At 69.6% G+C, this 24,370-nt stretch carries 19 protein-coding genes; 10 read left to right on the forward strand and 9 right to left on the reverse strand.

All coding sequences use genetic code 11. The features are described from left to right. Positions 1-22: 22 nt before the first annotated feature. A complete protein-coding gene (locus tag ABZW96_RS16640; protein WP_355075421.1) occupies positions 23-1,150 on the reverse strand; it encodes an LLM class flavin-dependent oxidoreductase in 1,128 nt (375 codons plus the stop codon). Positions 1,151-1,368: 218 nt separating this feature from the next. Here ABZW96_RS16640 and ABZW96_RS16645 point away from each other — a divergent pair, with 218 nt between their 5' ends. From ABZW96_RS16645 to ABZW96_RS16660, 4 genes are read left to right on the forward strand one after another with little or no spacing between them, the layout of a single operon-like run. Then, positions 1,369-2,124: a glucose 1-dehydrogenase gene (locus ABZW96_RS16645; protein WP_355075423.1), complete on the forward strand. Its 756-nt coding sequence runs from the start codon at positions 1,369-1,371 to the stop codon at positions 2,122-2,124. A 14-nt stretch (positions 2,125-2,138) separates the two neighbouring features. After that, a complete protein-coding gene (gene kstD, locus ABZW96_RS16650) occupies positions 2,139-3,848 on the forward strand; it encodes a 3-oxosteroid 1-dehydrogenase (RefSeq protein ID WP_355075425.1) in 1,710 nt (569 codons plus the stop codon). Beyond that, complete coding sequence (locus tag ABZW96_RS16655) at positions 3,848-4,579, forward strand: glucose 1-dehydrogenase (RefSeq protein WP_355075426.1); 732 nt, start codon at positions 3,848-3,850, stop codon at positions 4,577-4,579. Before kstD ends, ABZW96_RS16655 begins: the two co-directional genes overlap by 1 nt. Positions 4,580-4,637: 58 nt before the next feature. Next, on the forward strand, positions 4,638-5,456 hold the full coding sequence (locus ABZW96_RS16660) for an SDR family NAD(P)-dependent oxidoreductase (RefSeq protein ID WP_355075427.1): 819 nt from the start codon (positions 4,638-4,640) through the stop codon (positions 5,454-5,456). Between the two features lie 345 nt (positions 5,457-5,801). Here the strand turns inward: ABZW96_RS16660 and ABZW96_RS16665 are convergent, their stop codons facing one another. Further along, a complete protein-coding gene (locus ABZW96_RS16665; RefSeq protein WP_355075429.1) occupies positions 5,802-7,388 on the reverse strand; it encodes a FadD3 family acyl-CoA ligase in 1,587 nt (528 codons plus the stop codon). A 366-nt stretch (positions 7,389-7,754) separates the two neighbouring features. Between ABZW96_RS16665 and ABZW96_RS16670 the strand changes: the two genes are divergently transcribed. Both ABZW96_RS16670 and ABZW96_RS16675 read left to right on the forward strand, forming a co-directional pair. Beyond that, positions 7,755-9,917: a pyruvate, phosphate dikinase gene (locus ABZW96_RS16670; RefSeq protein ID WP_355075431.1), complete on the forward strand. Its 2,163-nt coding sequence runs from the start codon at positions 7,755-7,757 to the stop codon at positions 9,915-9,917. Beyond that, a complete protein-coding gene (locus ABZW96_RS16675) occupies positions 9,907-10,692 on the forward strand; it encodes a tyrosine-protein phosphatase (RefSeq protein WP_355075433.1) in 786 nt (261 codons plus the stop codon). Before ABZW96_RS16670 ends, ABZW96_RS16675 begins: the two co-directional genes overlap by 11 nt. 46 nt (positions 10,693-10,738) lie before the next feature. On the opposite strand, the gene ABZW96_RS16680 is transcribed toward ABZW96_RS16675, so the two are convergent. The 3 genes from ABZW96_RS16680 to ABZW96_RS16690 all read right to left on the reverse strand — a co-directional run bounded on the left by ABZW96_RS16680 (position 10,739) and on the right by ABZW96_RS16690 (position 14,657). Next, positions 10,739-10,939, reverse strand: a complete 201-nt coding sequence (locus ABZW96_RS16680; RefSeq protein ID WP_355075435.1) for a hypothetical protein — start codon at positions 10,937-10,939, stop codon at positions 10,739-10,741. A 335-nt stretch (positions 10,940-11,274) separates the two neighbouring features. Beyond that, the gene (locus ABZW96_RS16685) at positions 11,275-12,180 is read right to left on the reverse strand and encodes a tyrosine-protein phosphatase (RefSeq protein WP_355075437.1); all 906 of its coding nucleotides are present in this window, start codon (positions 12,178-12,180) and stop codon (positions 11,275-11,277) included. 80 nt (positions 12,181-12,260) lie between these two features. Continuing rightward, positions 12,261-14,657, reverse strand: a complete 2,397-nt coding sequence (locus ABZW96_RS16690; RefSeq protein WP_355075439.1) for a PEP-utilizing enzyme — start codon at positions 14,655-14,657, stop codon at positions 12,261-12,263. Between the two features lie 163 nt (positions 14,658-14,820). On the opposite strand from ABZW96_RS16690, the gene ABZW96_RS16695 reads away from it, so the two are divergent. The 3 genes from ABZW96_RS16695 to ABZW96_RS16705 all read left to right on the forward strand — a co-directional run bounded on the left by ABZW96_RS16695 (position 14,821) and on the right by ABZW96_RS16705 (position 18,417). Continuing rightward, the gene (locus ABZW96_RS16695) at positions 14,821-16,302 is read left to right on the forward strand and encodes an FAD-dependent oxidoreductase (RefSeq protein ID WP_355075440.1); all 1,482 of its coding nucleotides are present in this window, start codon (positions 14,821-14,823) and stop codon (positions 16,300-16,302) included. A 97-nt stretch (positions 16,303-16,399) separates the two neighbouring features. Beyond that, positions 16,400-17,563 (forward strand): 3-hydroxy-9,10-secoandrosta-1,3,5(10)-triene-9,17-dione monooxygenase oxygenase subunit, encoded by a 1,164-nt coding sequence (gene hsaA / locus ABZW96_RS16700; protein WP_355075442.1) that lies wholly within the window; start codon positions 16,400-16,402, stop codon positions 17,561-17,563. Then, entirely contained in the window at positions 17,563-18,417 is an 855-nt protein-coding gene (locus ABZW96_RS16705) for an alpha/beta fold hydrolase (RefSeq protein ID WP_355075444.1), read from the forward strand. Before hsaA ends, ABZW96_RS16705 begins: the two co-directional genes overlap by 1 nt. A 20-nt stretch (positions 18,418-18,437) precedes the next feature. Here the strand turns inward: ABZW96_RS16705 and ABZW96_RS16710 are convergent, their stop codons facing one another. The 4 genes from ABZW96_RS16710 to ABZW96_RS16725 all read right to left on the reverse strand — a co-directional run bounded on the left by ABZW96_RS16710 (position 18,438) and on the right by ABZW96_RS16725 (position 23,593). Beyond that, positions 18,438-20,717 carry a LuxR C-terminal-related transcriptional regulator gene (locus ABZW96_RS16710; RefSeq protein ID WP_355075446.1) on the reverse strand — a complete coding sequence of 760 codons (2,280 nt, stop codon included), beginning with the start codon at positions 20,715-20,717 and terminating at the stop codon, positions 18,438-18,440. A 138-nt stretch (positions 20,718-20,855) separates the two neighbouring features. Next, the gene (locus tag ABZW96_RS16715) at positions 20,856-22,085 is read right to left on the reverse strand and encodes a bifunctional 3,4-dihydroxy-2-butanone-4-phosphate synthase/GTP cyclohydrolase II (protein WP_355075448.1); all 1,230 of its coding nucleotides are present in this window, start codon (positions 22,083-22,085) and stop codon (positions 20,856-20,858) included. Between the two features lie 61 nt (positions 22,086-22,146). After that, the gene (locus ABZW96_RS16720; RefSeq protein WP_355075449.1) at positions 22,147-22,722 is read right to left on the reverse strand and encodes a PadR family transcriptional regulator; all 576 of its coding nucleotides are present in this window, start codon (positions 22,720-22,722) and stop codon (positions 22,147-22,149) included. Between the two features lie 37 nt (positions 22,723-22,759). Continuing rightward, positions 22,760-23,593: an IclR family transcriptional regulator gene (locus tag ABZW96_RS16725; RefSeq protein WP_355075451.1), complete on the reverse strand. Its 834-nt coding sequence runs from the start codon at positions 23,591-23,593 to the stop codon at positions 22,760-22,762. Between the two features lie 224 nt (positions 23,594-23,817). Here ABZW96_RS16725 and ABZW96_RS16730 point away from each other — a divergent pair, with 224 nt between their 5' ends. Beyond that, positions 23,818-24,324, forward strand: a complete 507-nt coding sequence (locus ABZW96_RS16730; protein WP_355075453.1) for a flavin reductase family protein — start codon at positions 23,818-23,820, stop codon at positions 24,322-24,324. Positions 24,325-24,370: the final 46 nt, after the last annotated feature.

A 24,370-nucleotide genomic window follows, 5' to 3' on the forward strand; every position in this document is an offset into this window, starting at 1 on the left:
AACTCCTCGTTGTCTTGCGGGGTCAGCTGTTGCGGAAGTGGGGGATGACCTTCTCGCCCCAATGCCGGATGGTCTCCAGGCAGGCCTCCTGCGGCACGGTGCCCATCTGGATGAGGCAGAGGATCTCGTCGGCGCCCGCCGCCTGCAGACGCTCGACGTAGGCGATGGCGTCCTCGGGGCTGCCGTAGGCGTGCTCGACGTTGAAGACCGAGGTGGCGCCGGTCTTCACGGGGATCTTGGCCTCATGCAGGTAGGCCACGTGGTCGTCGGCGGCCTGCTTGATGGCGGCGACTTCGTCCGCGTTCGGGTCCACGGCCTCGTCGGGAGCCGGACCCGCGCCGTAGTAGTGCTTGATGGACTGGGCGAAGAAGCGCTGTCCGCGGGCGCCGATCTGCTGGGCCTTCTCCCGGTCGTCGAGGACGATGGTGGGGCACAGCGCCGCGAAATGATCGTTCACGACGGTCGAGACGAAACGCTCACCGGTGCGCGCGGCGATCGCCTCGTCATAGGTGCGCCGCAGTTCGGCGATCTCCTCCACGCCCGCGAAACCCAGCACGAGCGCGCCGATTCCGTAGTCGGCGGCCATTTTCAGCGTGTCCTTCTTGGTGCACGCCATGAACAGCGGCGGATGCGGCAGCTGCTCCGGCCGCGGCAGCAGCGAATGCGGCGAGACCTGCAAGAGTTCGCCGTTGTACTCGAATTCGGCCTCGGGATCCTGCCATGCCTTGCCGATCATGCGCAGCGACTCCTCGACCTCCTGGTAGGTGCGCTCGGGGTCGACACCGCACATGGAGGTCTCCACCGGCGTCGCGCCGCGGCCCGCGCCGAGGTTGAGCCGGCCGCCGGACAGCACGTCGAGCATCGCGGCGCGTTCGGCCGCCCGCACGGGGTGGTTGAAGTTGAACGGCATGCACACCACGCCGTGCCCGATCCGGATCCGTTCGGTCTTGGCGGCCACCCAGGTCAGGAAGACCTCAGGGGCGCTCATGTGCGCATACCACTTCAAGCCGTGGTGCTCGACCGCCCAGACGGTGTCGAATCCCATCTCGTCGGCGAGTACCGCCTGCTCGACACAGTCGCGCAGCACCTGGTGCTCGTGCTCACGCGAGGGGTTGGCCATCTGGGCCTCGAAGATCATCGAGAACTTCATCCGGTCTCCTTCTCGACGCCCGATCGGGCGTTTCCGGTTTCGTCGGGGTGATTCGTCCCGCTGCGGGACAGTCGGAAGCTGTATGCCTAATCGAAATATGACCGCTGGAATTTCTCAGGTCAGGAGCTAGTCCCGGTGGCCGGGACCGTCCGGTGCCGTGCCCCCGGTGGGCGACCTAGCGTCGGTGCGCAAGGGACGGTCAGAGAGGACGGAAATCGGTGGGACAACTCGACGGCAAGGTGGCGCTGGTCACCGGCGGGGCGCGCGGGATGGGCGCCGAGCACGTACGGCAGTTCGTGGCCGAGGGCGCGCGGGTGGTGTTCGGTGACGTGCTCGATCACGAGGGAACGGCGCTGGCCGCGGAACTGGGTGACGCCGCGCGGTACGTGCACCACGATGTGACCAGCGAGGCCGATTGGTCCGCCGCGGTGTCGGAGGCGGTCGGCCACTACGGGCGGCTGGACGCGGTGGTGAACAACGCGGGCATCCTGCGGTTCGTGCCGATCGCCGAAATGGCTCTGGCGGATTTCACCGCGATCATGTCGGTCAACGTGACCGGCACCTGGCTGGGCATCAAGACCGCCGCACCGGCGCTGGCCGAGACCGGCGGCGGTGCGGTCGTGAACGTCTCCTCGGTGGAGGGGTTCGTCGGCGCCGCGGGCCTGTCCGCCTACAGCGCGAGCAAGTTCGCGATCCGCGGCATCACCAAGTCGGCCGCCCGCGAGCTCGGCCATCTGGGTATCCGAATCAACTCGCTGCACCCGGGCGGCATCGCCACGCCCATGACCGCGGCGGTGTCCGGTGCGTCCGGCGTCGACGGCGACGGTTTCTTCGCGAGCCTGCCGATCCCGCGCTGGGGGCAGCCCGTCGAGGTCTCCCATGTGGCGGTGTTCCTGGCCTCGGACGCGGCGAGTTATTGCACCGGAGGCGAATTCGTGGTCGACGGCGGCATGCTCACCGGCTGCGGCTACTGACGGGAAGCGACGCGATGACTCAGGAATTCGAATTCGACGTGGTGGTCGTCGGTTCCGGCGCCGCGGGCATGACCGCCGCCCTCACGGCCGCCTACCGTGGACTTTCGGTGACGCTGATCGAGAAAGGCCGAGCGTTCGGCGGCTCCACGGCACGGTCCGGCGGCGGCATCTGGATCCCGAACAACCCGGTACTCCAGCGCGAAGGCGTGCCCGACAGCCCGGAACTTGCCCGCACCTATCTCGCGGCCGTGGTGGGCGATCGGGTACCGGAGGCCAGGCAGCGGGCGTTTCTCGAGCGCGGACCGGAGATGATGCGCTACCTCGGCGCTCGCAGCAAGTATTGGGAATTCGTCTACGACCGTGGCTATTCCGACTACCACCCCGAGTTCCCCGGTGGTCTCGCCCAGGGACGCAGCATCGAGCCGGCCCCGCTGGACGGACGGCTGCTCGGCGGCGACCTGCACAAGATCAACCAGCCGACCATGTCCGGTCCCAAGGGCATCGCCTTCACCGTCAGCGACTTCCACGATCTGAACATGATCGCCCGCACCTGGGCCGGGAAGCGCACCGCGATCAAGGTCGGTATCCAAGCGGTGGGGAACAAGCTGCGCGGACGGCTGCCGCTGAGCCTGGGCAAGGCCCTCGCGGCCCGGCTGTGGCTGTCGCTGCGCGACGCCGGGGTGCCGGTGTGGCTGAACACGCCGCTGACCGAACTGATCACCGAGGGCAACGCGGTGGTCGGCGTACGCGCCGAACGCGACGGGACGCCGGTGGTGATCAAGGCGCGCCGCGGCGTGGTGCTGGCGGCGGGCGGCTTCGAGCACAACCTGGAGATGCGTCGGCAGTACATGAGCGGCCCCCAGTCCACCGAATGGACGGTGGGCGCCACCGAGAACGTCGGTGAGGGCATCGTCGCGGGCCAGAAGGCCGGCGGCGCGGTCGATCTCATGGACGACGCCTGGTGGGGACCGTCCGTGCGCAATCCCGACGGGCCGCCGTTCTTCTGCCTCGCCGAGCGCTCCCAGCCCGGCGGCATCATGGTGAACCACGCGGGCGAGCGGTTCGTCAACGAATCGGCCCCCTACGTCAACGTCGTGCACAAGATGTACGAGCAGGAAGCGGCGGGCGTCGGGCACATCCCGGCGTACTTCATCATGGACCAGCGGTTCCGGGACCGGTACCTGTTCCTGGGCAACTTCCCGAAGCGTCCGCTTCCGCGGAAGTACCTGGATGCCGGGATCATCCAGCAGGCAGACACTTTGGCCGAGCTCGCGGCGAAGATCGGCGTGCCGCCCGCGGCGCTCACCGCGACGGTGGAGCGCTTCAACGGTTTCGCCCGTGCAGGTCGCGACGAGGACTTCCGCCGTGGCGATTCCGCGTACGACCGCTACTACGGCGATCCGACCGTGCGCCCGAACCCGTGTCTGGCGCCGCTCGAGCAGGGGCCCTTCTACGCCGTCGAGATGGTGCCGGGAGATCTGGGCACCAAGGGAGGTCTGGTCACCGACGAGCACGCGCGCGTCCTCGACAGCGACGAGCAGCCGATACCCGGCCTGTACGCGGCGGGGAACAACTCGGCCTCGGTGATGGGCAACGACTACGCCGGCGCGGGCGCGACCATCGGTCCCGCGATGGTGTTCGGCTACATCGCGGCCGGTCATATCGCAGGGAACCAGCCGGGAACGACCGAACGTCGGGCGCAGACATCGGAAGGAGCGCGTTGATGGGACGCGTCGAGGGTAAGAACGTGATCGTCACCGGCGGCGCACGGGGAATGGGTGCGGCCTTCGCGCGGCGGCTGGTCGCCGAGGGCGCCAGCGTGGTGATCAGCGACGTCCTGGTGGACGATGGCGTGGCTCTGGCCGCCGAGTTGGGCGACGCGGCGACCTTCCTCCCGCTCGACGTCACCGACGAGTCGGCCTGGAACGACGTGGTCACCTACACCGAGAAGGTCTTCGGGCCGGTCTCGGGCCTGGTCAACAACGCGGGGATCGTTCATGTCGATCCGATCGAGAAGCTGTCGGAAGCCGATTTCCGCAAGGTGATCGACGTCAACCAGGTCGGGGTCTTCCTCGGCATGAAGGCGGTGCTGGGGTCGATGCGCCGGGCCGGAGGCGGCTCCATCGTCAATATCTCCTCGATCGGCGGCATCATCGCCTTCTCCAACATCCTCGGCTACACCGCGTCCAAATGGGCCGTGCGCGGCATGACCAAGACCGCCGCCCAGGAGTTCGCCGCCGACGACATTCGCGTCAACTCGGTGCACCCCGGTGTCGTGGTCACCGAGATGACCGCGGAATCGGCACGCTCGCAGGGCATGTCGGGCAATCAGCCGATCCGCAGGGCCGGCCGTCCCGAGGAACTGGCGAACCTGGTGCTGTTCCTGATCAGTGACGAGTCGAGCTTCAGCACCGGCTCGGAATTCGTGGCGGACGGCGGCTACACGTGCCTGTGAGGACCACCGGCAGAGCAAACCGGCGGGCCGACCGCCGAGCGAGACAAGGAAATCGACCGTGAAGAATTTCGAGGGCAGGACCGCGGTGATCACCGGCGCGGGCGCGGGCATCGGCCGGGCGTTGGCGGTCGAACTCGCCCGCCGCGGTGCACGGCTGGCGCTGTCGGGCCGCAACGTGGAGAACGTCGCCGAGACCGCGGCGCTGTGTAGCAAGGAAGGTGCGCAAGCGCGCGCGTACAAGCTGGACGTGACCGACCGGGCGGCGGTGTACCGCCACGCCGACGAGGTGGCCGAGGACTTCGGCGGGATCAATCTGGTGGTCAACAACGCCGGAGTCTCGCTGACCGCGAACGTGGAAGAACTCGGCTGGGCCGACTTCGAATGGATCGTCGGCATCAACTTCTGGGGCGTCGCCTACGGCACGAAGGCGTTCCTGCCTCATGTCATCGCCTCCGGTGACGGCCATATCGCGAACGTGTCGAGCATGTTCGGCCTGGCCGCCTGCCCAAGCCAGGGCGCCTACAGTGCGACGAAATTCGCCATTCGCGCCTTCACCGACGCGCTGCGGCAGGAGATGAACATCGTCGGGCACGCGGTGGGCGTCAGCAGCGTGCATCCGGGCATGATCAAGACCGAGATCGCCTGGAAGGCGCGGGCGGGCGGCGATCGCGATCGCGACGCGCTGGCCGCCAACTTCGACCGCCTGGCCAAGACCACCCCGGAGCACGCCGCGCGGGTCATCGTGAACGGTATCCGCAAGAACAAGGCGAAGATCTTGATCGGCGCGGACGCCCACGTCATCGATTGGTTGCCAAGGCTTTTCGGATCCGGATACCAGAAGATCCTCACCGCGCAGATGAAGAACGAGGTCGCCTGACACGCGGCGCGCAGATCCTGTGGGCGGCAGGTGCGTGTGAGCAGCCGGACACGTTCTCGCTGATCACCCACTGCACAAGGTGGTCCTACCGAACCGGGTCCTTCGCGACCTGGGCGGGTAGGACCGCCTTGCTCGTTTCCGGCGCTTCGACAAGAAGGACGGCCCATGCTGAGGGGATGGCAATGGAGCGGGCTCGAGACGGTGGCGCTCCAAGAGGCGATGCAGCGGTCTCCTGACCCATATAGCTATCCTGCCGCGTGGGGGATGGTGCAACGGTGGATTGGGGTCACCTATAGGTTCGCCGGCGGCCTGGGAGGCGATTACCGGGGTAGAGGCCGGGAATGCTCAGGGCTGGGCACCCTGCGAACGCAGGACCCGTTTGAGGACCTTGCCTGCAGCGTTTCGAGGTAGTGCCGCTACGACCTCGATGCGACGCGGGGCCTTGTAACCGGCGATACGGGTCCGGGCCCAGGCGAGGATCTCTGTCGGGTCGATTTCGACGGGGCCGTCGGGGACGACGAAGGCGTGGCCGACTTCGCCGAGACGAGCGTCGGGGACACCGACTACTGCGGCTTCCGCGATCTCGGGATGGTCGAGGAGGATTCGCTCGATCTCGGCGGGGTGGACGTTGAACCCGCCCACGATGAACATGTCCGCGCGGCGGTCGGCGATGCGCAGGTAGCCGTCGGTGTCGAGGGTGCCGATATCGCCGGTGTGCAACCAGCCGCCGGAACCGATGGCCGCTGTTGTCGCTGCGGGGTCGTCGAGGTAACCGTGCATCACGTTGGGACCGGAAATCACGATCTCGCCGGGCTCACCCGCCCGCACCCGTCGCCCGGAATCGTCCACAACCCGAATCAGCGTGCCGGGCAGCGCTTTTCCTACGGTGTGCGCCAGGAGGTGTGCCGGTGCATCGGGTGCGCAGATCGTGGCGACGCCGGTCGACTCGGTCAGTCCGTACCCGGTGAAGATGTTCTCGGCACCCAGTTCACAGCGGATCCGCTCCACCAATTCGGTCGGCACGCTCGAACCACCCGTGCCCGCCAGCCGCAGGGAACTCAGATCGTGGGCGGCGCGTCGGTGCGTGAGCAGGTCGTGGAAGAGGGTCGGTGGGCCGGTCAGCACGGTGATCCGCTCGCGCTCGATGGCGCTGAACACACGCTGCGGATCGAATCGGTCCACCGGCACCATGGTGGCGCCGCGTAACAGGCACGCGATGATCCCGGCCTTGTAGCCGAAGGTGTGGGAGAACGGGTTCACCAGCAGATACCTGTCGTCGCCGGAGAGAGTGACCGCATCGGCCCAACGGCTGAACGCCTCGATCGTCTGCCGGTGGGTGGACGGCACGCCTTTCGGCACTCCCGTGGTGCCGGAGGTGAACAGGATGTCGGAGACCGACTCCGGGTCCACGGACGCGATCCGCGCGTCGGCGTCCGCGACGGGAACTTCGGCGCCGAGTGCGAGAAATCGGGACCACGAGAGTTCCGCGGCGGTGTCGTCGAGCACGACGGTGGTATGCAACTCCGGCAGCGCGCCCCCCGACTCCCGCAGCATCCCCGGGTAGTCGGTGCCGAGGAATCCGGCCACGGTGAGCAACATGCGGCACCGGCCGCGAGCGAGGATGTCGGCCGCCTCGCGACCGCGCAGCCGAGTACTGATCGGGACGAGCGTCGCGCCCGCACCGAGCACGCCGAGCGCGGCGGTCACCCAGCGCGCGGTGTTGGGCGCCCAGATCGCCACCCGATCGCCGGGCCGCACCGATCGTGCCAGCAACGCCCGTGTGACCCGCCGCGCCGCGACGGCGAGTTCGGCGTAGGTGAGCTGACCTTCCGGCGCCACCACCGCGATCCGCGCGCCGTGCCGCCGTGCCCGGTCGGCCAGTACCGCCGGAATGGTCGCGAGCTCACCGGTCGCCGCGCGCCGTCGATCCATGCCGCGATCGTGCCGTACCAGTCGTTCGCTGCGGACCGATCGCCGCCGAACATCCCGCTGACCGGGAATTCTCTCCCGGTCAGGAGTTCGCAGGTACCGCGTATCGCCCATCGGTACCGGCGCGGTCGCCATATGGCACGTCGAGCGGTCGAGGGCGGCGACGACCGGCATGCCGCCATCCGGTCGGCTCACGCGGGATCGCTGGTCCTGCTCAGCGGGACCACGGGTACGGCAGGTGACCGGTGGCACGGCAGGCTCGAAACGAGCGACAGGTGTGTGCGCCGCGGTTCGCGCCGCGCACGGCCCGGTGTACGAGATCCGAATCGCGCTGAGGCGCGGAACGTTCAGTGATTGCCAAGGAGTGACATGACGGCCGGAGCAGAGCTAGTGGAGCGAAACGACGAGGCAGCGGGCGCGGGGCCGGTCGTCGAACTCGACGGCGCCTGTTCGCTGTCCCGGGAACGCATCGGCGGCAAGGCGTGGAGCGTCAACCGCATGCGCGCGCTCGGCCTCTCGGTGCCGCCCGCGTTCGTGATCACCGTCGAGGGCTGGGCCGACTTCTCCGCGCGCGGGGAGATCGGCGAGGACATCTGGCACGGTGTTCGGGCGGGCATCGCCGCTGTGGAGCGCGGCACCGGCCGCATCTTCGGATCCGGCACCCGCCCGCTGCTGGTGTCGGTCCGCTCGGGCGCGGCGGTGAGCATGCCGGGGATGATGGACACGGTACTCAACCTCGGCATGAACGAGGCGGTCGAGCGAGCGCTGGCGGCGGAGACCGGGAATCCGGGCTACGCGGCCGATACGCGGGAGCGGTTCCGTACCCAGTATCGCGAAACGGTGCTGGGTGATCCCGCCGGTGCGGTGCCGGAGGACCCCTGGGAGCAGTTGCGGGCGGCCATCAGTGCGGTGTTCCGGTCCTGGGATTCGCCCCGGGCGCAGACGTATCGGCGCAATCGCGGCGTGTCCGCAAGCCTCGGCACGGCGGTGACGGTGCAAGCCATGGTGTTCGGCAATCTCGACGAGAAGTCCGGTACCGGTGTGCTGTTCAGCCGCAACCCGAACACCGGAGAGCGCGCGACGTTCGGCGAGTGGCTGGTCGGCGGACAGGGTGAGGACGTGGTGTCCGGCCGGACCACTCCCCGGCCGCTCGACGAACTGGCGACGCTGTCACCGCAGGTGCACGCCGAACTCATCGCGGCGGCCGACCTGCTGGAACGCGACGGTCGCGATATCCAGGACATCGAATTCACCGTCGAGTCCGGCACCCTGTGGCTGTTGCAGTCGCGGTCGGCCAAGCGCTCGGCGCGGGCGGCGGTGCGTGCCGCGGTCGCGATGGCCGAGGAAGGGCTCATCGGCACCGACGAGGCGCTGAACCGGGTCACCGCCGACCAGGTGCGCACCGTGCTGCGCCCGGCGACCGGGGAGTACACCGGGACACCGCTCGCACGCGGCGAAGCGGCGTGTCCGGGCCTGGCCTCGGGTGTCGTCGTCACTGATCCGCACGAGGCCGAGCGTAGGGCGGAGACGGGCGAGGACGTGATCCTCGTCCGCCCGACCACCAGCCCCGACGACCTGCACGGCATGATCGCCGCCCGCGCGATCGTCACCGAATTGGGCGGCGCCACTTCGCATGCCGCACTGGTCGGCCGCGAGATCGGCAGGCCCTGCGTGGTCGGCTGCGGCCCCGGCGTCGTCGCGGCCCTCGCCGGTCAGGTGGTGACCGTGGACGGCGGTGCGGGCAGCGTCTGGCCGGGCCGGGTCGAAGGCAAACCCGTCGATGCGAGCACCCTCGCGGACGTCGGCCGATTGGCCGGGTGGGCGGGCACCGACGCCGACCGGTTGGCGGCGTGGCTCGACGCGCGCGCGACCGATGTCTCGGTGAAAGTAGATGTGGCATCCCCGGCGACCGTGACGGATATTCCCGACCTCGATTTGCTGCGGCTGATCGGGATCAAAGGCCGGGCCGCCCATGACGCGCTGGCCGCGGGCGTAGCTGCGTCTGCCGAGACGGTCGCCGCTCGATGCGAACAGCTGGTAACCGCGGGATGGTGCGCCGCGACACCGATCGGAGTGCGGCTCACACCCGAGGGCAGACAGCACCTGGACGGCCTGCTGGCGGCGGAGCGACGGACCGTCGACCGTGCCGCGATCGCCTCTGTCTACGCCGAATTCTGCGATTTCAACGGCGTTTTGAAAGAAGTCGTCACCGCCTGGCAGATGAAGGATCCGGCCACCGTCAACGATCATGCCGACGCCGACTACGACGCTGCGGTGCTGACCCGGCTGACCGACCTGCACGGCGCCGTGCAGCCGCTGCTGCGGCGGATCGGCGACGTCGCGCCCCGGCTGGCACGGTACCGCGCCCGCTTCGCACACGCCGTCGAGCGGATCGCCGATGGTGACCACGCTTGGGTCGCACGTCCGGTGCTCGACAGCTACCACACCGTGTGGTTCGAGTTGCACGAAGACCTGATCGGACTGTGCGGCCTGAGCCGCGCCGACGAGGCGGCGGCCGGCCGTGCCCACTGACAGCACGGGCGAAGCCACCGTGCCTGGTGACCGGTGGGTCGAGTTCGCCCAGATCGACAACGTCCGCGACCTGGGCGGGTTGCCCGTGCAGAACGGCGGCACAACCCGTTTCGGCGTCGTCTACCGTTCCAGCACGCCGCAGAATCTCACCGAGTCCGACATGGCGAAGCTGCTCGGACCGATCGGTCTGCGCACACTGATCGATCTCCGGCTGCCCGACGAGGTGGAGCGCGAGGGCTACGGCCTGCTGGCCACCGCCGACGTCCGGCGGGTCTGCCTCCCGGTGCGGAAATCGCCGCAATCCTCGCTCGGCGCACGAGATCTGGTCCCCGACTCGAGCCGGGTGGATCTGGTCGACTTGTACGACAAGCTGCTGGCGGGCAGCGCCGAGTCCATCGTCGCGGCGGTCCGGCTCGTCATCGACGCAGGCCACCACTCGGTGCTGTTCCACTGCGCCGCGGGCAAGGATCGCACCGGAGTGCTCGCAGCGGTGCTCCTGGACGCGGTGGGCGTGCCGCCGGAGGCGATCGCGGCCGATTACGCCCTGACCGGCGAACGCATGCACCGGGTCCGTGACCGGCTCGACGCGCTTCCGTCCTACGCGGGGCTGCCCCCGGTCAGCACCGGCATTCTCGGCGTCGAGGCCGAAGTGATGCGGCGTTTTCTCGCGAAACTGTCCGCGGACCACGGCGGTGCGGCCGAGTGGTTGCTGGCCGGCGGGCTCACCACAGGGGAGCTGGCACGACTGCGTGCCGTGCTGATCGCGCCGGAATAGGACATCGCGGCCCGGTCCGGCGCGCTCACCGAGCCGCTCCGGCAGGTCAGTCCTTGACCGGGGCGGCTCCGGCCCGCTTGATCACCGAGTCGCCGACCTCCAGCACCTTCCACAACGTCCGGTCCACGCGGATCTTCATCGTGCTGCCATCCTGCAACCGGACGTGCAAGCGCCGATACAGATTCGCGCCGTCCAGCAACCCACGCGACTTCTTCACGACCGTCCCGCGCCACTCCTGCTGTGTCACTGATCGACTCCTCACTCGACTGGACGCCGGCGCCGTAGCGATTCCCCGACCGGCGTGGTTTCAGTGTCGCCACCCACCGCGCTGGAAACATCGCCATTCAGAATTAAGTCCGCTGTGCCGCAAGTCGCACACCCCGTCGGGCGGTCGGTTGATGCCGCATGCCACCGGAGGGTGATTATGGGTCCGGCGGACACCTCTGCGTGCTGACGGCGGCCCGATCCTCGAGCGCGAATTCGTGACCCGCATCCGCTCAGCGGCGCGGTCGTCCGGTGGGTCCCGAAACGACTGAGCGGGTCGGGTGGATCACGATCCACCCGACCCGCTCCGGTCGTCGACTACCGCGGCAACAGTTCGGCTTTCAGCGCTTCCAGCGTGGCACCATCGACGCCGAGTCCGTCGGTGACGAACCGGTCGAACGATCCGAAGGACGCGGCGGCCTGGTCGAAAGCAGCGTCGAGGTATTCGGCGCGCACGCCGAGGATCGGATCGAACAGCGCCGGATCGGTGACCAGCCCCTTGGCCACCAGCCCGTCCATCGTCGTCTTGTTGCTCGCGGCCAGGTTGTCGTTCGATTCCAGATAGTCCTTGTACACCTGGCCTTTCGGCACACCGAGCGCCGTCATCAAGATCGCGGTCATCCAACCGGTGCGGTCCTTGCCCGCGGTGCAATGGAACAACACCGGTCCGTTCGCGTTCACGATGTCCCGGATGGCGGCCCCGAACTGCGCGCGAGCCGCGGCGTCGGTGACCAGCCAGCGGTAGTAGTCGCGCATGATGCCCGCGGCCTTGCCGTCGCCGAACATCTGCTGCTGCACGGCGGGACCGCCCTGCACCGCCTTGCCCACCATCAGGTAGAAGTCGTTGCCAGGGTCGTACACCGGACGCGCGAGCGCGGGAATCGACGCCGGAAGCTTGTCGGGGTTGGCCCCGGACTCGTTCGGGCTGCGGAAATCGATCACCGCGGTGATGCCCGACGTGACCAGCTTCTGCTGGTCGGCGGCGGTGAGTTTGTCCAGGGCGTCGGTGCGGAACACCACGCCGGTACGGAGTTTGCCGTTGCCCTGGGTGGGATAGTCACCGATGTCCCGCGCATTCGGCGCCGACGACAACTGCATGGAGCGGTCGTGCACAGTGTGCACCAGTCCGGGCCCCGCCACTGCGGTGGTGGTGGACGGGAACACGGCGATCAATGCGGCGGCGACACCGGTCACCGCCCCGCGAACAACACGCGAAATCGTCACTGGCTCATTCCTTCCATAGAGTCGCGGCCCGGCGACGCCGAGCCGGCAAGTGGGCCGGAGTGTGCGACCCCGGCCACGGCTCAGGCGTCGGCGAGCAGGGTGACCGTGCCGGCCGCCCCGTCGACCCGCACCCGTTGCCCATCGGCCAGCCGGGTGCTGGCGGTCTTGGTGTCCACGACGCAGGGGATGCCGAATTCCCGGGCCACGATGGCCGCGTGCGAGGCGGAGCCGCCGATGTCGGTGACCACCGCGGCGGCGTAGGCGAACATCGCGGTGTGCCCGGTGTCGGTGACCGATGCCACCAGGATGTCGCCCGGCTCGATGTCGTCGTCCAGGGACAGGACGCGTTTCACCGTGCCTTCCACGACGCCGGGGCATACCCCGATGCCGGTCAGGCCGTCTCCGGGCGTCAACGCGTCCGCGTTCGGCAGCGGCTCCCAGTCACCTGCGATCACATCCGGCATGCGGACGCCGCGCAACCGGCTCAGCTCGGCTCGGCGGCGTGCCACCCGTTCGGTCAGATCGGCTGGCGCCCAGAGGATTTCGTCGAGCGTGAGAAAGCAGGCGTCCTCGGCCTGCTGTAGCAGCCCCTGCCGAATCAGCCGTTCCGCCCGCTCCCGCACGGCGAGGCGCAGGCAGTGGGTGTACCGGACCACGGCGTCGCGGACGCGTTCGCGCGCCATCGTCGCTCCTGCCGCCATCCGTGCGGTGCGGCTCGGCGCCGGGTCGACCGGTTCCCGCTTGGGCGCGGGCATCCGAGCGGCGCGTGCGGCGGCGGTCACCAGCAGCTCCGGCCGGTCGCCGAAGGTCGGGTTGAGCAGCTCGCACTCGCCCGGTCCGCGATGTCCGATCCGCCGCAGCTCTTCCTCCAGCGCGGCGGCGAACGCCGGGGAGATCGTCCGCGCCGCGGTGACGTCGCCCGCGTGCGCCGCGTCGTGCAACGCGGTGTCGGCCCGGCACAAGGCGGCGAGCCGTTCCACCGCGAGCATGGTCCTGGCCGACTCCAACCGCTCCAGATCGATGGGCACGGTCGCCGCTTCCTTGCCGCGGGAGTGGATGGCGGTGGCCGCGCCGGTCATCATCACCCCGATGGACGCCGCCGCCCAGGACTGATTCAGCCGATCCCGCCACAGCAGGGCGCGGGCGTGCAGTTGTTCATCGGTGAGCTCGCGAATCGCCGCGGCGCCAAGGGATTCCTGATGCGCGGCGGCATTGATGCCGTCGGTGGTCTCGCGGTAGCGCAGCGCGGTGCGCAGCACCCGGCCCGCCGCGCGCCAGGTGGCGCGGGTACTGGCGAATCCCGTCGGTGTGGGTGGCTTGCCGTGCGGGGTCAGCGAGATCTCGGGCGGGATGTTGCCGTAGACGTCGCGGCGGATGCTCTGCTCGTCCCAGCCCGGCATGTTCTCCGCGGCCAGCACGCCGATGGAGGCGTTGATGTAGATGTGGTGCCCGAGCACCGTGGTGACCCGGCTGGTCCAGTGCTCCAGCGCGATGCCGTCCAGCGCGATCATGGTGCCCATCGCGGCATTGGCCAGCCGGATAGCGCCCGCTTGGAGATCCACCGTCAGCGGGGTGAGCGGTCCGGGCAGCGCCTCGGATGTATTGGTCGCGGTGTGCACCGGATAGGCCGGGTCGACACGATCGTCGAACTCGCCCTCGAGACCTTCCGGCGCGACCGACACCAGCGCGTGTCCGTCCGAGGTGGCCGCGCGGGTGGGTATCAGGTAGCCGGGCAGCGGGATGGCGCCGGGCCCGGCGACGAACTCGTCGCCGTCGAGTCTGCGACCGGTCAGTCCGCGGACGATGTCGGCCGCCACTTCGGACGCGGTCCAGCCGCACCGGAATCCCCATTCGTCGCGGGCCACCCTCGGATCCACCTGCGGTGGCGTGCCGGACGTCCGCCGCGACTGCCGTGTTCGGGCCGCCTGGCGGATGCGATGCGCGTCCGCACTCGAGACCACCCCGGGCGCGGCCAGTTCGACCAGGCCGGTGCGCTCGGATTGCGCGGCCAGCACCAGGAAACGTTCGAAGTCGTCGGTGTGCAGCACCTGGAATCCGCCCGCTCGGCGGGAACCGAGCAGCCCGCGCAGGATTCGCCAACTCGCGCCATCGACGCGCCTGCCCGCGACCGGCGCGGTGCGCACGATCAACGCCGCCGCCCCGCTGGACCGCACGACGTCCTCGGCGATCGATTCCGGCCCCGCGATCACCGGAACGACGATTCGCGCCCCGGCCGCTCGGGCCGCCGTCGCGATGGCGGCGAGCGAACCGCCCAGATGCACTACCGACGCGCAGTCGGCGACAGCCCGTGCGCACAACGCGGGCTCGGCGGGGTCACCGGTGATCACCTCGACCCGAGGGTCGACGTACCGGTGCCGCGCGCGGTCCAGCCCGACCACGTCGTGGCCCGCGGCCAGCAGCATGCGCGCCACCGCGCGACCGGTCGGATCGGAAACTCCGGTGACCAGGACCCGCATGAAATCTTCCTCCTCGCTGGCGCCCATACAGACGTGACGCCGTTCACACACCATCGCCATACGGCGAGCCTGCGGCCGACCACAGTCCCGATGAACGGGACCGGCGGGTCGCTCACCAAGACGGGCGGCCCGCCATCGCGACCGGCGCGGGAAGGTCGACCCCATGAGTGATCGGTATTCGGTCGCGCCTCGGGAGGCCGCCGACGTGCGCGCCTACGACCTCGAGACCGATGTGCTGGTGGTCGGTTACGGATGCGCCGGAGCGGCGGCGGCGTTCGAGGCGGCGGTGAGCGGCGCGCAGGTGCTGGTGCTGGATCGGATGAGCGGTCCCGGCGGCGCATCCGCCCTCTCGGGCGGTGAGATCTATCTCGGCGGCGGCACACCGATCCAGCGGGCCTGCGGATTCGACGACGACCCGGGAGCGATGGCCGCGTTCCTGTCCGCCGCGCTCGGTCCGGGGGCGGATTCGGCCAAGATCGCTCGCTACAGCGAGGACAGCGTCGCGCACTTCCACTGGCTCGCCGACCGCGGCGTGCCGTTCAAGCCCACACTGTGGGACGCGCCGACGTGGGTACCGCCGACGGATGACGGGCTGATGTGGCTGGGAGAGAACAGCAAGCCGTTCTCCGACCTCGCCGGTCCCGCGCCCCGCGGGCATCGCCCGGCCGCCGCCGACTTCGGCGGCAAGCTGCTCATGGACTGTCTGGCCGAGGCCGCGCGATCCGCCGGCGCGACAGCGCTTTTCGATACCAGGGCGACCTGCCTGATCCTGGCGGCCGACGGCACCGTCGTCGGTGTGGTGGCCCGGCGGTACGGCACGGAGCTGACCATCCGGGCACGTCGCGGCGTCGTGCTGACCACCGGCGGATTCGTGGACAACGACGCCATGCTCGCCGCCCACGCACCGAAATTGCTGGGGCACACCAAGGTCAGCGCGGGCACCGACGACGGAAGCGGGATCCGGATGGCGCAGGCGCTCGGCGCGGCCGTGCGGCACATGTCCACGGGCCAGGTCGGCATCTCGCTCGTTCCCGGCCTCGCCGCGCGCGGCATGGTGGTCAACGGGCACGGGCAGCGGTTCGTCAACGAGGACACCTATCCCGGCCGGATCGGCCAGGCGGCGCTGTTCCGGCACGGCATGCGGACCTGGGTCGTGCTGGATGAACGAGCCTTCGAGGAAGTGCCGGAACCACAGCGGTGGGGTGTGCAGCCGACCCATGTGGCGGAGACCGCCGAGGAACTCGCCGACCTGATGGGCGTACCGGCGGCCGCGCTGGCCGATACCGTCCGCCGGTACAACGACTTCGCCTCGGGCGGGGTGGATCCCGAGTTCGGGAAAGCGCCGCGCTGGGTGCGGCCCCTCACGCCGCCGCTCGCCGCGATCGACGTGCGGGCGGGGGTGCGGCCACCGTCGGAATCCGGTGATCGCCGTGGGACCGGTGCGTCCGTGTTCACCCTCGGTGGTCTGCACACCTCGCTCGACGGCGCCGTACTCGATATCGACGGCGCCCCGATCCCCGGTCTGTTCGCCGCGGGCCGTGCCGCGAGCAACCTGCACGGCGAGGGCTACATCAGCGGCACTTCGCTCGGCGACGGCACCTTCTTCGGCCGCCGCGCAGGTACCGCCGCGGCCCGCACCAGCTGATCCGGACGGCGGGTTCCGGTCATCGGGATGGATCGGACCGGACGGCGCCGCACCGGCCTAGCGTCGAAAGACGGCACTACCAGGAGGACTACCGCATATGACCAACAAGGTGCTCGATCGGGTACGGGATCTGCTGCCCGCGATCCGGGAGCGAGCCGCCGACGCCGAACTGCAGCGCAGAGTGCCCGACCAGAGCATCCGGGAGCTGACCGAGGCCGGGGTGTTCCGCATGCTGCAGCCGTCCCGTTTCGGCGGCGACGAATCCTCACCGGTCGCGTTCTACGAGGTGATCCGCGCCATCGCGACCGCCTGCCCGTCCACGGCCTGGGTGTCCTCGGTGCTGGGCGCGCACCCGTGGCAACTGGCGTTGTTTCCGCTGCGGGCACAGGAGGACGTCTGGAGTGCCGATCCGGACACACTGGTCTCGTCGTCGTACGCGCCGACCGGCAAGCTGACACCGGTCGAGGGCGGCTTCGAGATCAGTGGTCGGTGGAGCTTCTCCTCCGGGTGCGATCACGCCCGCTGGGCCTTCCTGGGCGCGGTCGTGCCGAACGACGAAGGCGGAGCGGAGTATCTGACCGTTCTGGTGCCGCGTGCCGATTACCGCATCGAGGACGTCTGGCACGTGTCGGGGCTGTCCGGCACCGGCAGCAACGACATCGTCATCGAGAAGGCGTTCGTACCCGCCCACCGGACCTACAGCGCGAGTGAGCAGGCCGAGCTGCGCGGACCCGGGCAGGAGGTCAATACCGCTGCGCTGTACCGGATTTCGTTCGGCGCGGTATTCTCCAACACCATCACCGCACCCATCATCGGCGCCGCCCAAGGCGCGTACGAAGCGCACATCGAGCGCATGCGCGAGCGGGTGCGGATTTCCTACGGCGGGCAGAAGGCCGCCGAGGATCCGTTCGCGCACGTCCGCGTCGCTCGCGCCGCCTCCGAGATCGACGCCGCCGTCCTGCAGATGGAGCGCAACATCGGCGAACAGCTGCGCTACGCCGAGGCGGGGGAGGAGATCCCTCTCGAACTGCGGGTCCGCAGCCGCCGCGACCAGGTGCGCGGCACCGAACGCGCCATCGAGGCCATCGACCTGCTGTTCGACAACTCCGGCGGTCATGCGATCCGCAAACCCAATCCGATCGAACGGCACTGGCGCGACGCGCACGCCGGGAGCGTGCACGTGATCAACGACGTGGAGCGCGCACTGGTCCTGTACGGCCGGGACGCGTTCGGCCTGCCGGTCACGGATCGGATGATCTGATGACGCTCACCGCGGAGAACACCACGCGCCGGATCACGACGGGCGGGCTGGAACTGCGCTACCACGAAGCGGGGTCGGGCGCGCCGCTGGTGCTGTTGCACGGCTCCGGACCGGGCGTCTCGGGATGGGCCAACTTCGGCGCCAACCTGCCGGTGCTGGCCGAGCGTTTCCGTTGTCTGATCGTGGATCAGCCTGGCTTCGGCGCCAGTGGCCGCCCGCCGGTGTACGAACGCAACTACCTGCGCATCTCCGCCGACGCGGTGCTGGGCCTGCTCGATGACCTCCACCTGGAACGGGTACACCTGCTCGGCAATTCGATGGGTGGCGCGGTCGCGACGCTACTGGCGCTGGAACATCCCGACCGGGTCGATCGGCTGGTGCTGATGGCGCCCGGCGGCGTCGGGGTGAACGTGCTGGGGCCCGAGCCGTCCGAAGGCATCACGCGCTTGCTGGAGTTCAGCGCCGCTCCCACCCGGGAACGGCTGCTGCCCTGGCTGCGTGCCATGGTGTCGGATCCGGCGACCCTCACCGAGGAGTTGATCGAGACCCGGTCGGCCGCCGCCTCCGATCCCGCCGCTATCGCCGCGCTGCGCGACGCGTACGCGACCTTCGCCGATCCCGCTCTCGCCGAACCGGTTCCGCTGTGGGTCCGGCTGCGCGGCCTGCGCGCCGAGACGCAGATCCTGTGGGGGCGTGACGACCGGGTGACACCGGTGGAGGCGGCGTTGTTCCCGGCACGGCAGATCCCGAACGCGGATCTGCGCGTCTTCGCCCGGTGTGGTCATTGGGTGCAGATCGAACGCAAGTCGGCGTTCGAGCGCGCGGTCGTCGATTTCCTCACCGCCGGTCTCTGACCGCCCGCCGCCCGCGTCGATCACACCTCGTGATCGCGGACCCACCCCGCGATCTGGGTTCGGGAGGTGAAACCGAGCTTGGTGAGAATGTGCTCGACGTGGGTCTCGGCGGTGCGCACCGAGATCACCAGCTCGGCGGCGATGCGTTTGTTGCTGTGCCCCGCCGCCACCAGCCGGGCGACGTCCTTCTCCCGGCGTGTGAGGACGTCCGCCGCCTGTGCCTCGACCGGAGCGGCCTGCGGCGGTCGCGCCGTGGCGGGTGCGCGTCCCAGCGCGTAATCGATCGCCTCGCTCAGCGACAGCGTCGCGCCGCTGTCGAAGATCTCCTCGAACTTCCGCTCGCCCAGTTCTTCTCGCACGCGACCACGCATCCTGTCACCGAGTACGCCGGTGATGGCGTGGGCGAGGCGTACCGTGCTGCGCGCCAGGATCTCCGCGGCGCCGAGCAGACGGGCGGCTCGCTCGAAGTCGGCGCGCGCGACCGCCGACCACGCCAGCCCTTCGAATCCGGAGGCGAGCCAGACGCATCGGTCGAACAGGCTGAACATCTCGACGGAGCGGGCGAGATATCCGGTCGCGGCACGCTGATCGCCGCGCCGCCAATGATCCAGCCCCATCGACCACTGCGCCAGCCCGCCGAGCAGATACGGTCCGCGCTCTGTGGTGACCTTCAGCAGCCGCTCGGCGAAGGCGGTCGAGCGTTCGTCGGCGAGCACCAGCGCGCACACGAACGCGAACGCGAGGCTGTCCATCTCCATCGCGTGATGGCCGCATTCGGCTGCCAGATGCGTGGCGGTCTCGGCCAATTCGAGCGCGCGGGCGGTGTCGCCGTCGTTGAAGGCGAGCAGCGCCGAATCGAGCATCGCCTCCGCGAGGATGTCGGGGGCATTGACCCGGCGCGCCAGGGCAACGCATTCGTCCACCAACTGGCGCGCCGACCCGCGATCGGACAGCAACGCCGCGAGCGAGGCCGCCGCGGACAGCCCGCGTGCGCGCAGCTCGGTCGGTTCGCTCGACCTCGCCAGCGCGTCGGTCAGCCAGCGGTAGCCCTCGGTGAGGAAGCGATTGTGCTCCCAGAACGGCCGCAGCACCGCCGCCATCTCGAGCGCCGACTCGGGTGCGTCGGTCAGGCCGAACTGTAGCGCCGCGCGCAGATTCGCGTGCTCGCGGTTCAGTTCGCGGAACCAGGCGACGTCATCGGAACTCCAATACGCGGTGCGGCCGCGCAGTGCCAGCCGCCGGTAATGATCGCGGTGGCGGCCGCGCACCTCGGGCTCCTCGCCCCGCTCGGCCAGCCGGTCGCGGGCGAACTGCCGGATCGGCTCCAGCATCGAGTACCGCCCGACGTCGCCGTCGTAGCGCAGACTCAGCACCGACTTGTCGACCAGGCCGGTCAGCGCGTCGATCACCGTGCGCCCGTTCGGTGCGGGCAGGCACACGGCTTCGGCGGCGTCGATGTCGAAGCCGCCGGAGAACACCGACAGCTGCTCCCACAAGCGCTGTTCGGCCGGGATGCACAGGTCGTAGCTCCAGCGGATCGCGCCCTCGATGGTCTGCTGTCGTTCCGGCGCGAGTCGCGGTCCCGCGCTGAGCAGGCCCATGGTGTCGTCGAGCCGGGTGAGGATCTGTTCCGGAGTGAACACGCGGAACCGCAACGCGGCCAGCTCCAACGCGAGCGGAATGCCGTCCAGCCGGCGGCAGATCGCGGCCAGCGCATCGCGATTCGCGGGGGTGGCCGCGAAGCCGGGGTTGGCGGCGCCGGCCCGCTCGGCGAGCAGTCGCATCGCATCGCTGTCGGTGGTCCCCGCGTCCGGTAGCGGCAAGGGCGCGACGGGCATGACCTGTTCGCCCTGCACGCCCAGCACCTCCCGGCTGGTCGCCAGCACGCGGACCTCCGAGGTGGTGGCCACGATCCTGCCCACCAGCCGCGCGCAGGCGTCGATCAGGTGCTCGCAGTTGTCCAAGATCAGCAGCAGCCGCTTGGCCGCGAGGAAGTCGGTGAGCCGCCGCAGCGGCGCCGCCGTGTCATCGCGCAACGCGAGGGCCTCCGCGACGGTCACCGTGACCAGATCCGGGTCCTGGACGTCGGCCAGCTCGACCAGCCACACCCCGTCCGGGAACGCGCGTGCGACCGCGACGCCGACTTGGCGGGACAGCCGGGTCTTGCCGACGCCGCCCGGACCGAGCAGGGTCAGCACGCGTGTCGTGGGCAGCAGCCGCTTCGCGGCGGCGAGTTCCTCCCGGCGCCCGACGAAGCTGGTGACCTCGGCAGGGAGGTTGCCGATGGGACGCCGCGCCATGGGTGTCAACCCTAGGTACCGCGCGGGGCGCGGAAGAGCGTTCTGGACAAATTCAACTCCGATGAACGTGCCCGCGGGCCCGGCACGCGCAGGATCGGCGGCGTTCCGGTGACCGCGGAGGGATCGAACCGGCGCCGCTCACCGAGCGGCGGCAGCGGCGTCGACGTCGCTGAGCTGATGGCGCATACGGTCGCGCTTGGCGCGCAGGTACCGCACGTTGTGCTCGGTCGGACTGGTCTGCAGCGGAATCCGTCGTTCGACGGCGATGCCGTATTCGGTCAATCCCGCCTGCTTGGCCGGATTGTTGCTGAGCAAGTGGACCGACCGCACTCCCAGGTCGGCCAGGATCCGCGCCGCGGCGCCGTAGTGACGGGCGTCGACGGGCAGCCCGAGTCGCAGATTCGCGTCGACCGTGTCGGCGCCCTCGTCCTGGAGCGCGTAGGCGCGCAGCTTGTTCAGCAGTCCGACACCGCGCCCCTCTTGTCCGCGCAGGTACACCACGACCCCGCGGCCCGCGGCGGCCACTGCCCGCATGGCGGCGTCGAGCTGCTCGCCGCAGTCGCAGCGCAGCGAGCCGAACGCGTCGCCGGTGAGGCATTCCGAATGCACCCGGGTCAGTACGTCGCGCTCGCCCGGCGCGCCGAACACCAACGCGAGGTGTTCGGCGTGGTCGGTCGTGTCCCGGTAGCCGATGAGCCGGAACTCGCCGAAGCGGGTGGGCAGCCTGGTCTCGACGACGCGCACGACGCCCGGCTCCAGCCTGCGGCGATGGTCGATCAGGTCGGCGATGGAAATGATCGGGATTCCGTGCACCCTGGCCATGGTCAGCAGGTCGGGGAGCCGGGCCATCGAGCCGTCGTCGCGCACCACCTCGGCGATGACCGCGGCGGGGCGCAAGCCCGCCATCCGCACCAGGTCGACCGCCGCCTCGGTGTGTCCTTGCCGACCGAGCACGCCACGCGGGTGCGCTCGCAGGGGGAACACGTGCCCGGGGCGAGTGAAATCCTGGGGTGTGGCGTCGGGATCGGCGAGCAAGCGCATGGTGTGCGCGCGGTCGGCGGCCGATATGCCGGTGGTGATGCCCGCCGCCGCGTCGACCGAGACCGTGTACGCGGTGCCCTTCGGGTCCTGGTTGATCGCCGTCATCGGCGGCAGCTCCAGCCGGTCCAGGTCGCTGCCCGTCATGGGCACGCACAGCACGCCGCTGGTGTGCCGCACCAGGAACCCGATGTTCGCCGCGGTCGCCTGCTCCGCGGCGAGCACCAGATCGCCTTCGTTCTCGCGGTCCTCGTCGTCCACGACGAGGACCATGCCGCCGTTCGCGATGGCCGCCACCGCGGCAGGCACCGAGTCCAGTTCACCGGTCATCGTCCGCCACCTCCATATGCCTAATAGAAATATGGCGGGGCCGGAACAGCCAGGTGGCGTCTCACTGAGTGAGGCGGTCGATATCCGCCAGCAGCTCGCGGGCGAAATCGCGCTCCGCCTCGTAGTGCCGCACGCACCAGCGCAGCACCAGTTCGGGATAGGCCCAGTCCGGATTCGCCTCGGCGCCCTGCGCGTCGGCCTCGGCGCGCCTGCGCATCTTCTCGGCGTACTCGATGTGCTCGGTGAGTATGTCGCGCATCCGGTCGGGTTCGGCGAGGTTGCCGAGCCATGCGCGCAGCATCACGCTGTGCTTGAGCACCGGCGCCTCCACCGGTGCGTGATTGACCCAGTTCGCCGCGGCCGCACGGCCTTCCGACGTGATGGCGTACATCCGCTTGCCGCGCACGCCGTCCTCGTGCACCACCGTGCGGGAGCTGGCGTAGCCGTGCTTCTCGAGGCGTTTGAGTTCGGCGTAGATCTGGCTGAACGACGGGCTCCAATAGAAGAACTGCAGACTCCAGTCGGCCCATTTCTTGAGGTCGTAGCCGGAGAGTTCGTCGGCGTGCGAGAGCATGCCGAGTACGGCCCACGCGGTGGTCGGCAGGTCGGGCACCGCGGGTGTGACGCCATCGGTCATGGTCGGACTGTACCGCTCAGGCATATTCGGATTCGAACTATCGCCAGCGCGCCCGGCGCCCGAACAGCGTCCGTCCGGCCTCGTGGGAGATCTCGAGCAGCACCCGCGCCAGCTTGTCGAAGCTCATCGCCTCGGCTCGCCCGGACAGCGACAGGGCTGCGGGGGCGGTGCCGCGGCCCCGGAGTGGCGCTGCGACACAGGCGATTCCGTCCATCGCTTCCTCGCGGTCCAGCGCCACGCCCTGGCGCAGCCGGACCTGGGCCAAGGCGCGATGCAGCGCGTCGGGCTCGGTGATGGTGTGCGCGGTCCGTCGCGGCAGCCGGGAATGGAACGCGGCTTCGGCGATAGTCGGCTCGAGCGTGGCCAGCATGGCCTTGCCGAGCGCGGTGCAGTGCGCGGGCATGCGGCCGCCGAGGCGGGTCGGCAGCATCGCGGCCAAGCGGCCGCCCGCCTTGTCCAGGTACACCACCTCGCGCCCGTCTAGCACCGCCAGGTGTCCGACCATGCCGGTGCGCTGGCACAACTCGTGCAGCAGCGGGCTGACCGCGTCGCGGATCTCGTTGTGGTCGGCGGTGAGCCCACCCAGTTCCAGGGTTCGCATGCCGAGCCGGTATCCGCCGGATGTGTGGGCCAGCCACCGGAGCCGGATCATCTGGTCGAGGATCCGATGGACGGTCGACCGCGGCAGGCCGGTGCGTTCCACCAAGCCGAGCAGCGTCAGCGTCGGGGTGGCCGCGTCGAACGCGTCCAGGATGAGGGTCATCCGCTCGATCATCGACACCGGCACCTCGGCTTCCACCCCCTTGGCGCGGGTCCGCCGCGGGACCCGGTCGGTGCGCGGCTCGCTGTCGGGCAGCAGGGTGACGGTCATTCGAACCTCCGTCGGTCACAGTCGGTCAACGTCGACCAGGCATTACGTGCTCGATCGTTTGTGTCTCCCATCACACTGACGACTTCGCAGCCGAGATGAATCGGGAGAACTACGTAGCTTCTACGGATCCGCATCTCGGTGACCGGACTCCGATCTTGACGACCCTCGGGCGAGCGCTGCTGTCATAGCTGACAGGTATATGCCTGATCGAAATAGGAGGCCCGATGGAACCGGTGCTCGAGATGGACGGATCGCCACTGGACGTGCGCGACTTCAAAGCGGTGCTGGGTCGCTTCTGCACAGGCGTCACGGTGATCACCGCGCACGCGGAGGACGGGCCGGTCGGATTCACCTGCCAGTCGTTCTCGGCGCTGTCGCTGGAGCCGCCCGCGGTCTGCTTCTGCCCCGCGCGCACGTCCACATCGTGGCCGCGCATCCGGGCCGTTGGCCGGCTCTGCGTCAACATCCTGGCCCACGACCAGCAGGAGATCTGCCGCCGTCTCGCGCGCAGCGGCACCGACAAGTTCGCGGGGGTCGACTGGGAGCCCTCGCCCAACGGCTCGCCGCGGCTGGCCGGAGCCATGGCCTGGCTCGACTGCGAGATCGAGCAGGAGGTCGACGGCGGCGACCACACCATCGTCATCGCACGCGTCACCGCGCTGTCGGAGCATCGCGAGGCGCCTCCGCTGCTGTTCTACCGCTCCGCCTTCGGGCGGCTCGATGGGGCCTGAGCACCTCCCGGCCAGTGGGACTGCACATTTCCGGGGCGGGACGGCG

Source organism: Nocardia sp. NPDC004168, from assembly GCF_040610355.1.
In the GTDB taxonomy this organism is placed as follows: Bacteria; Actinomycetota; Actinomycetes; order Mycobacteriales; family Mycobacteriaceae; genus Nocardia; species Nocardia sichangensis.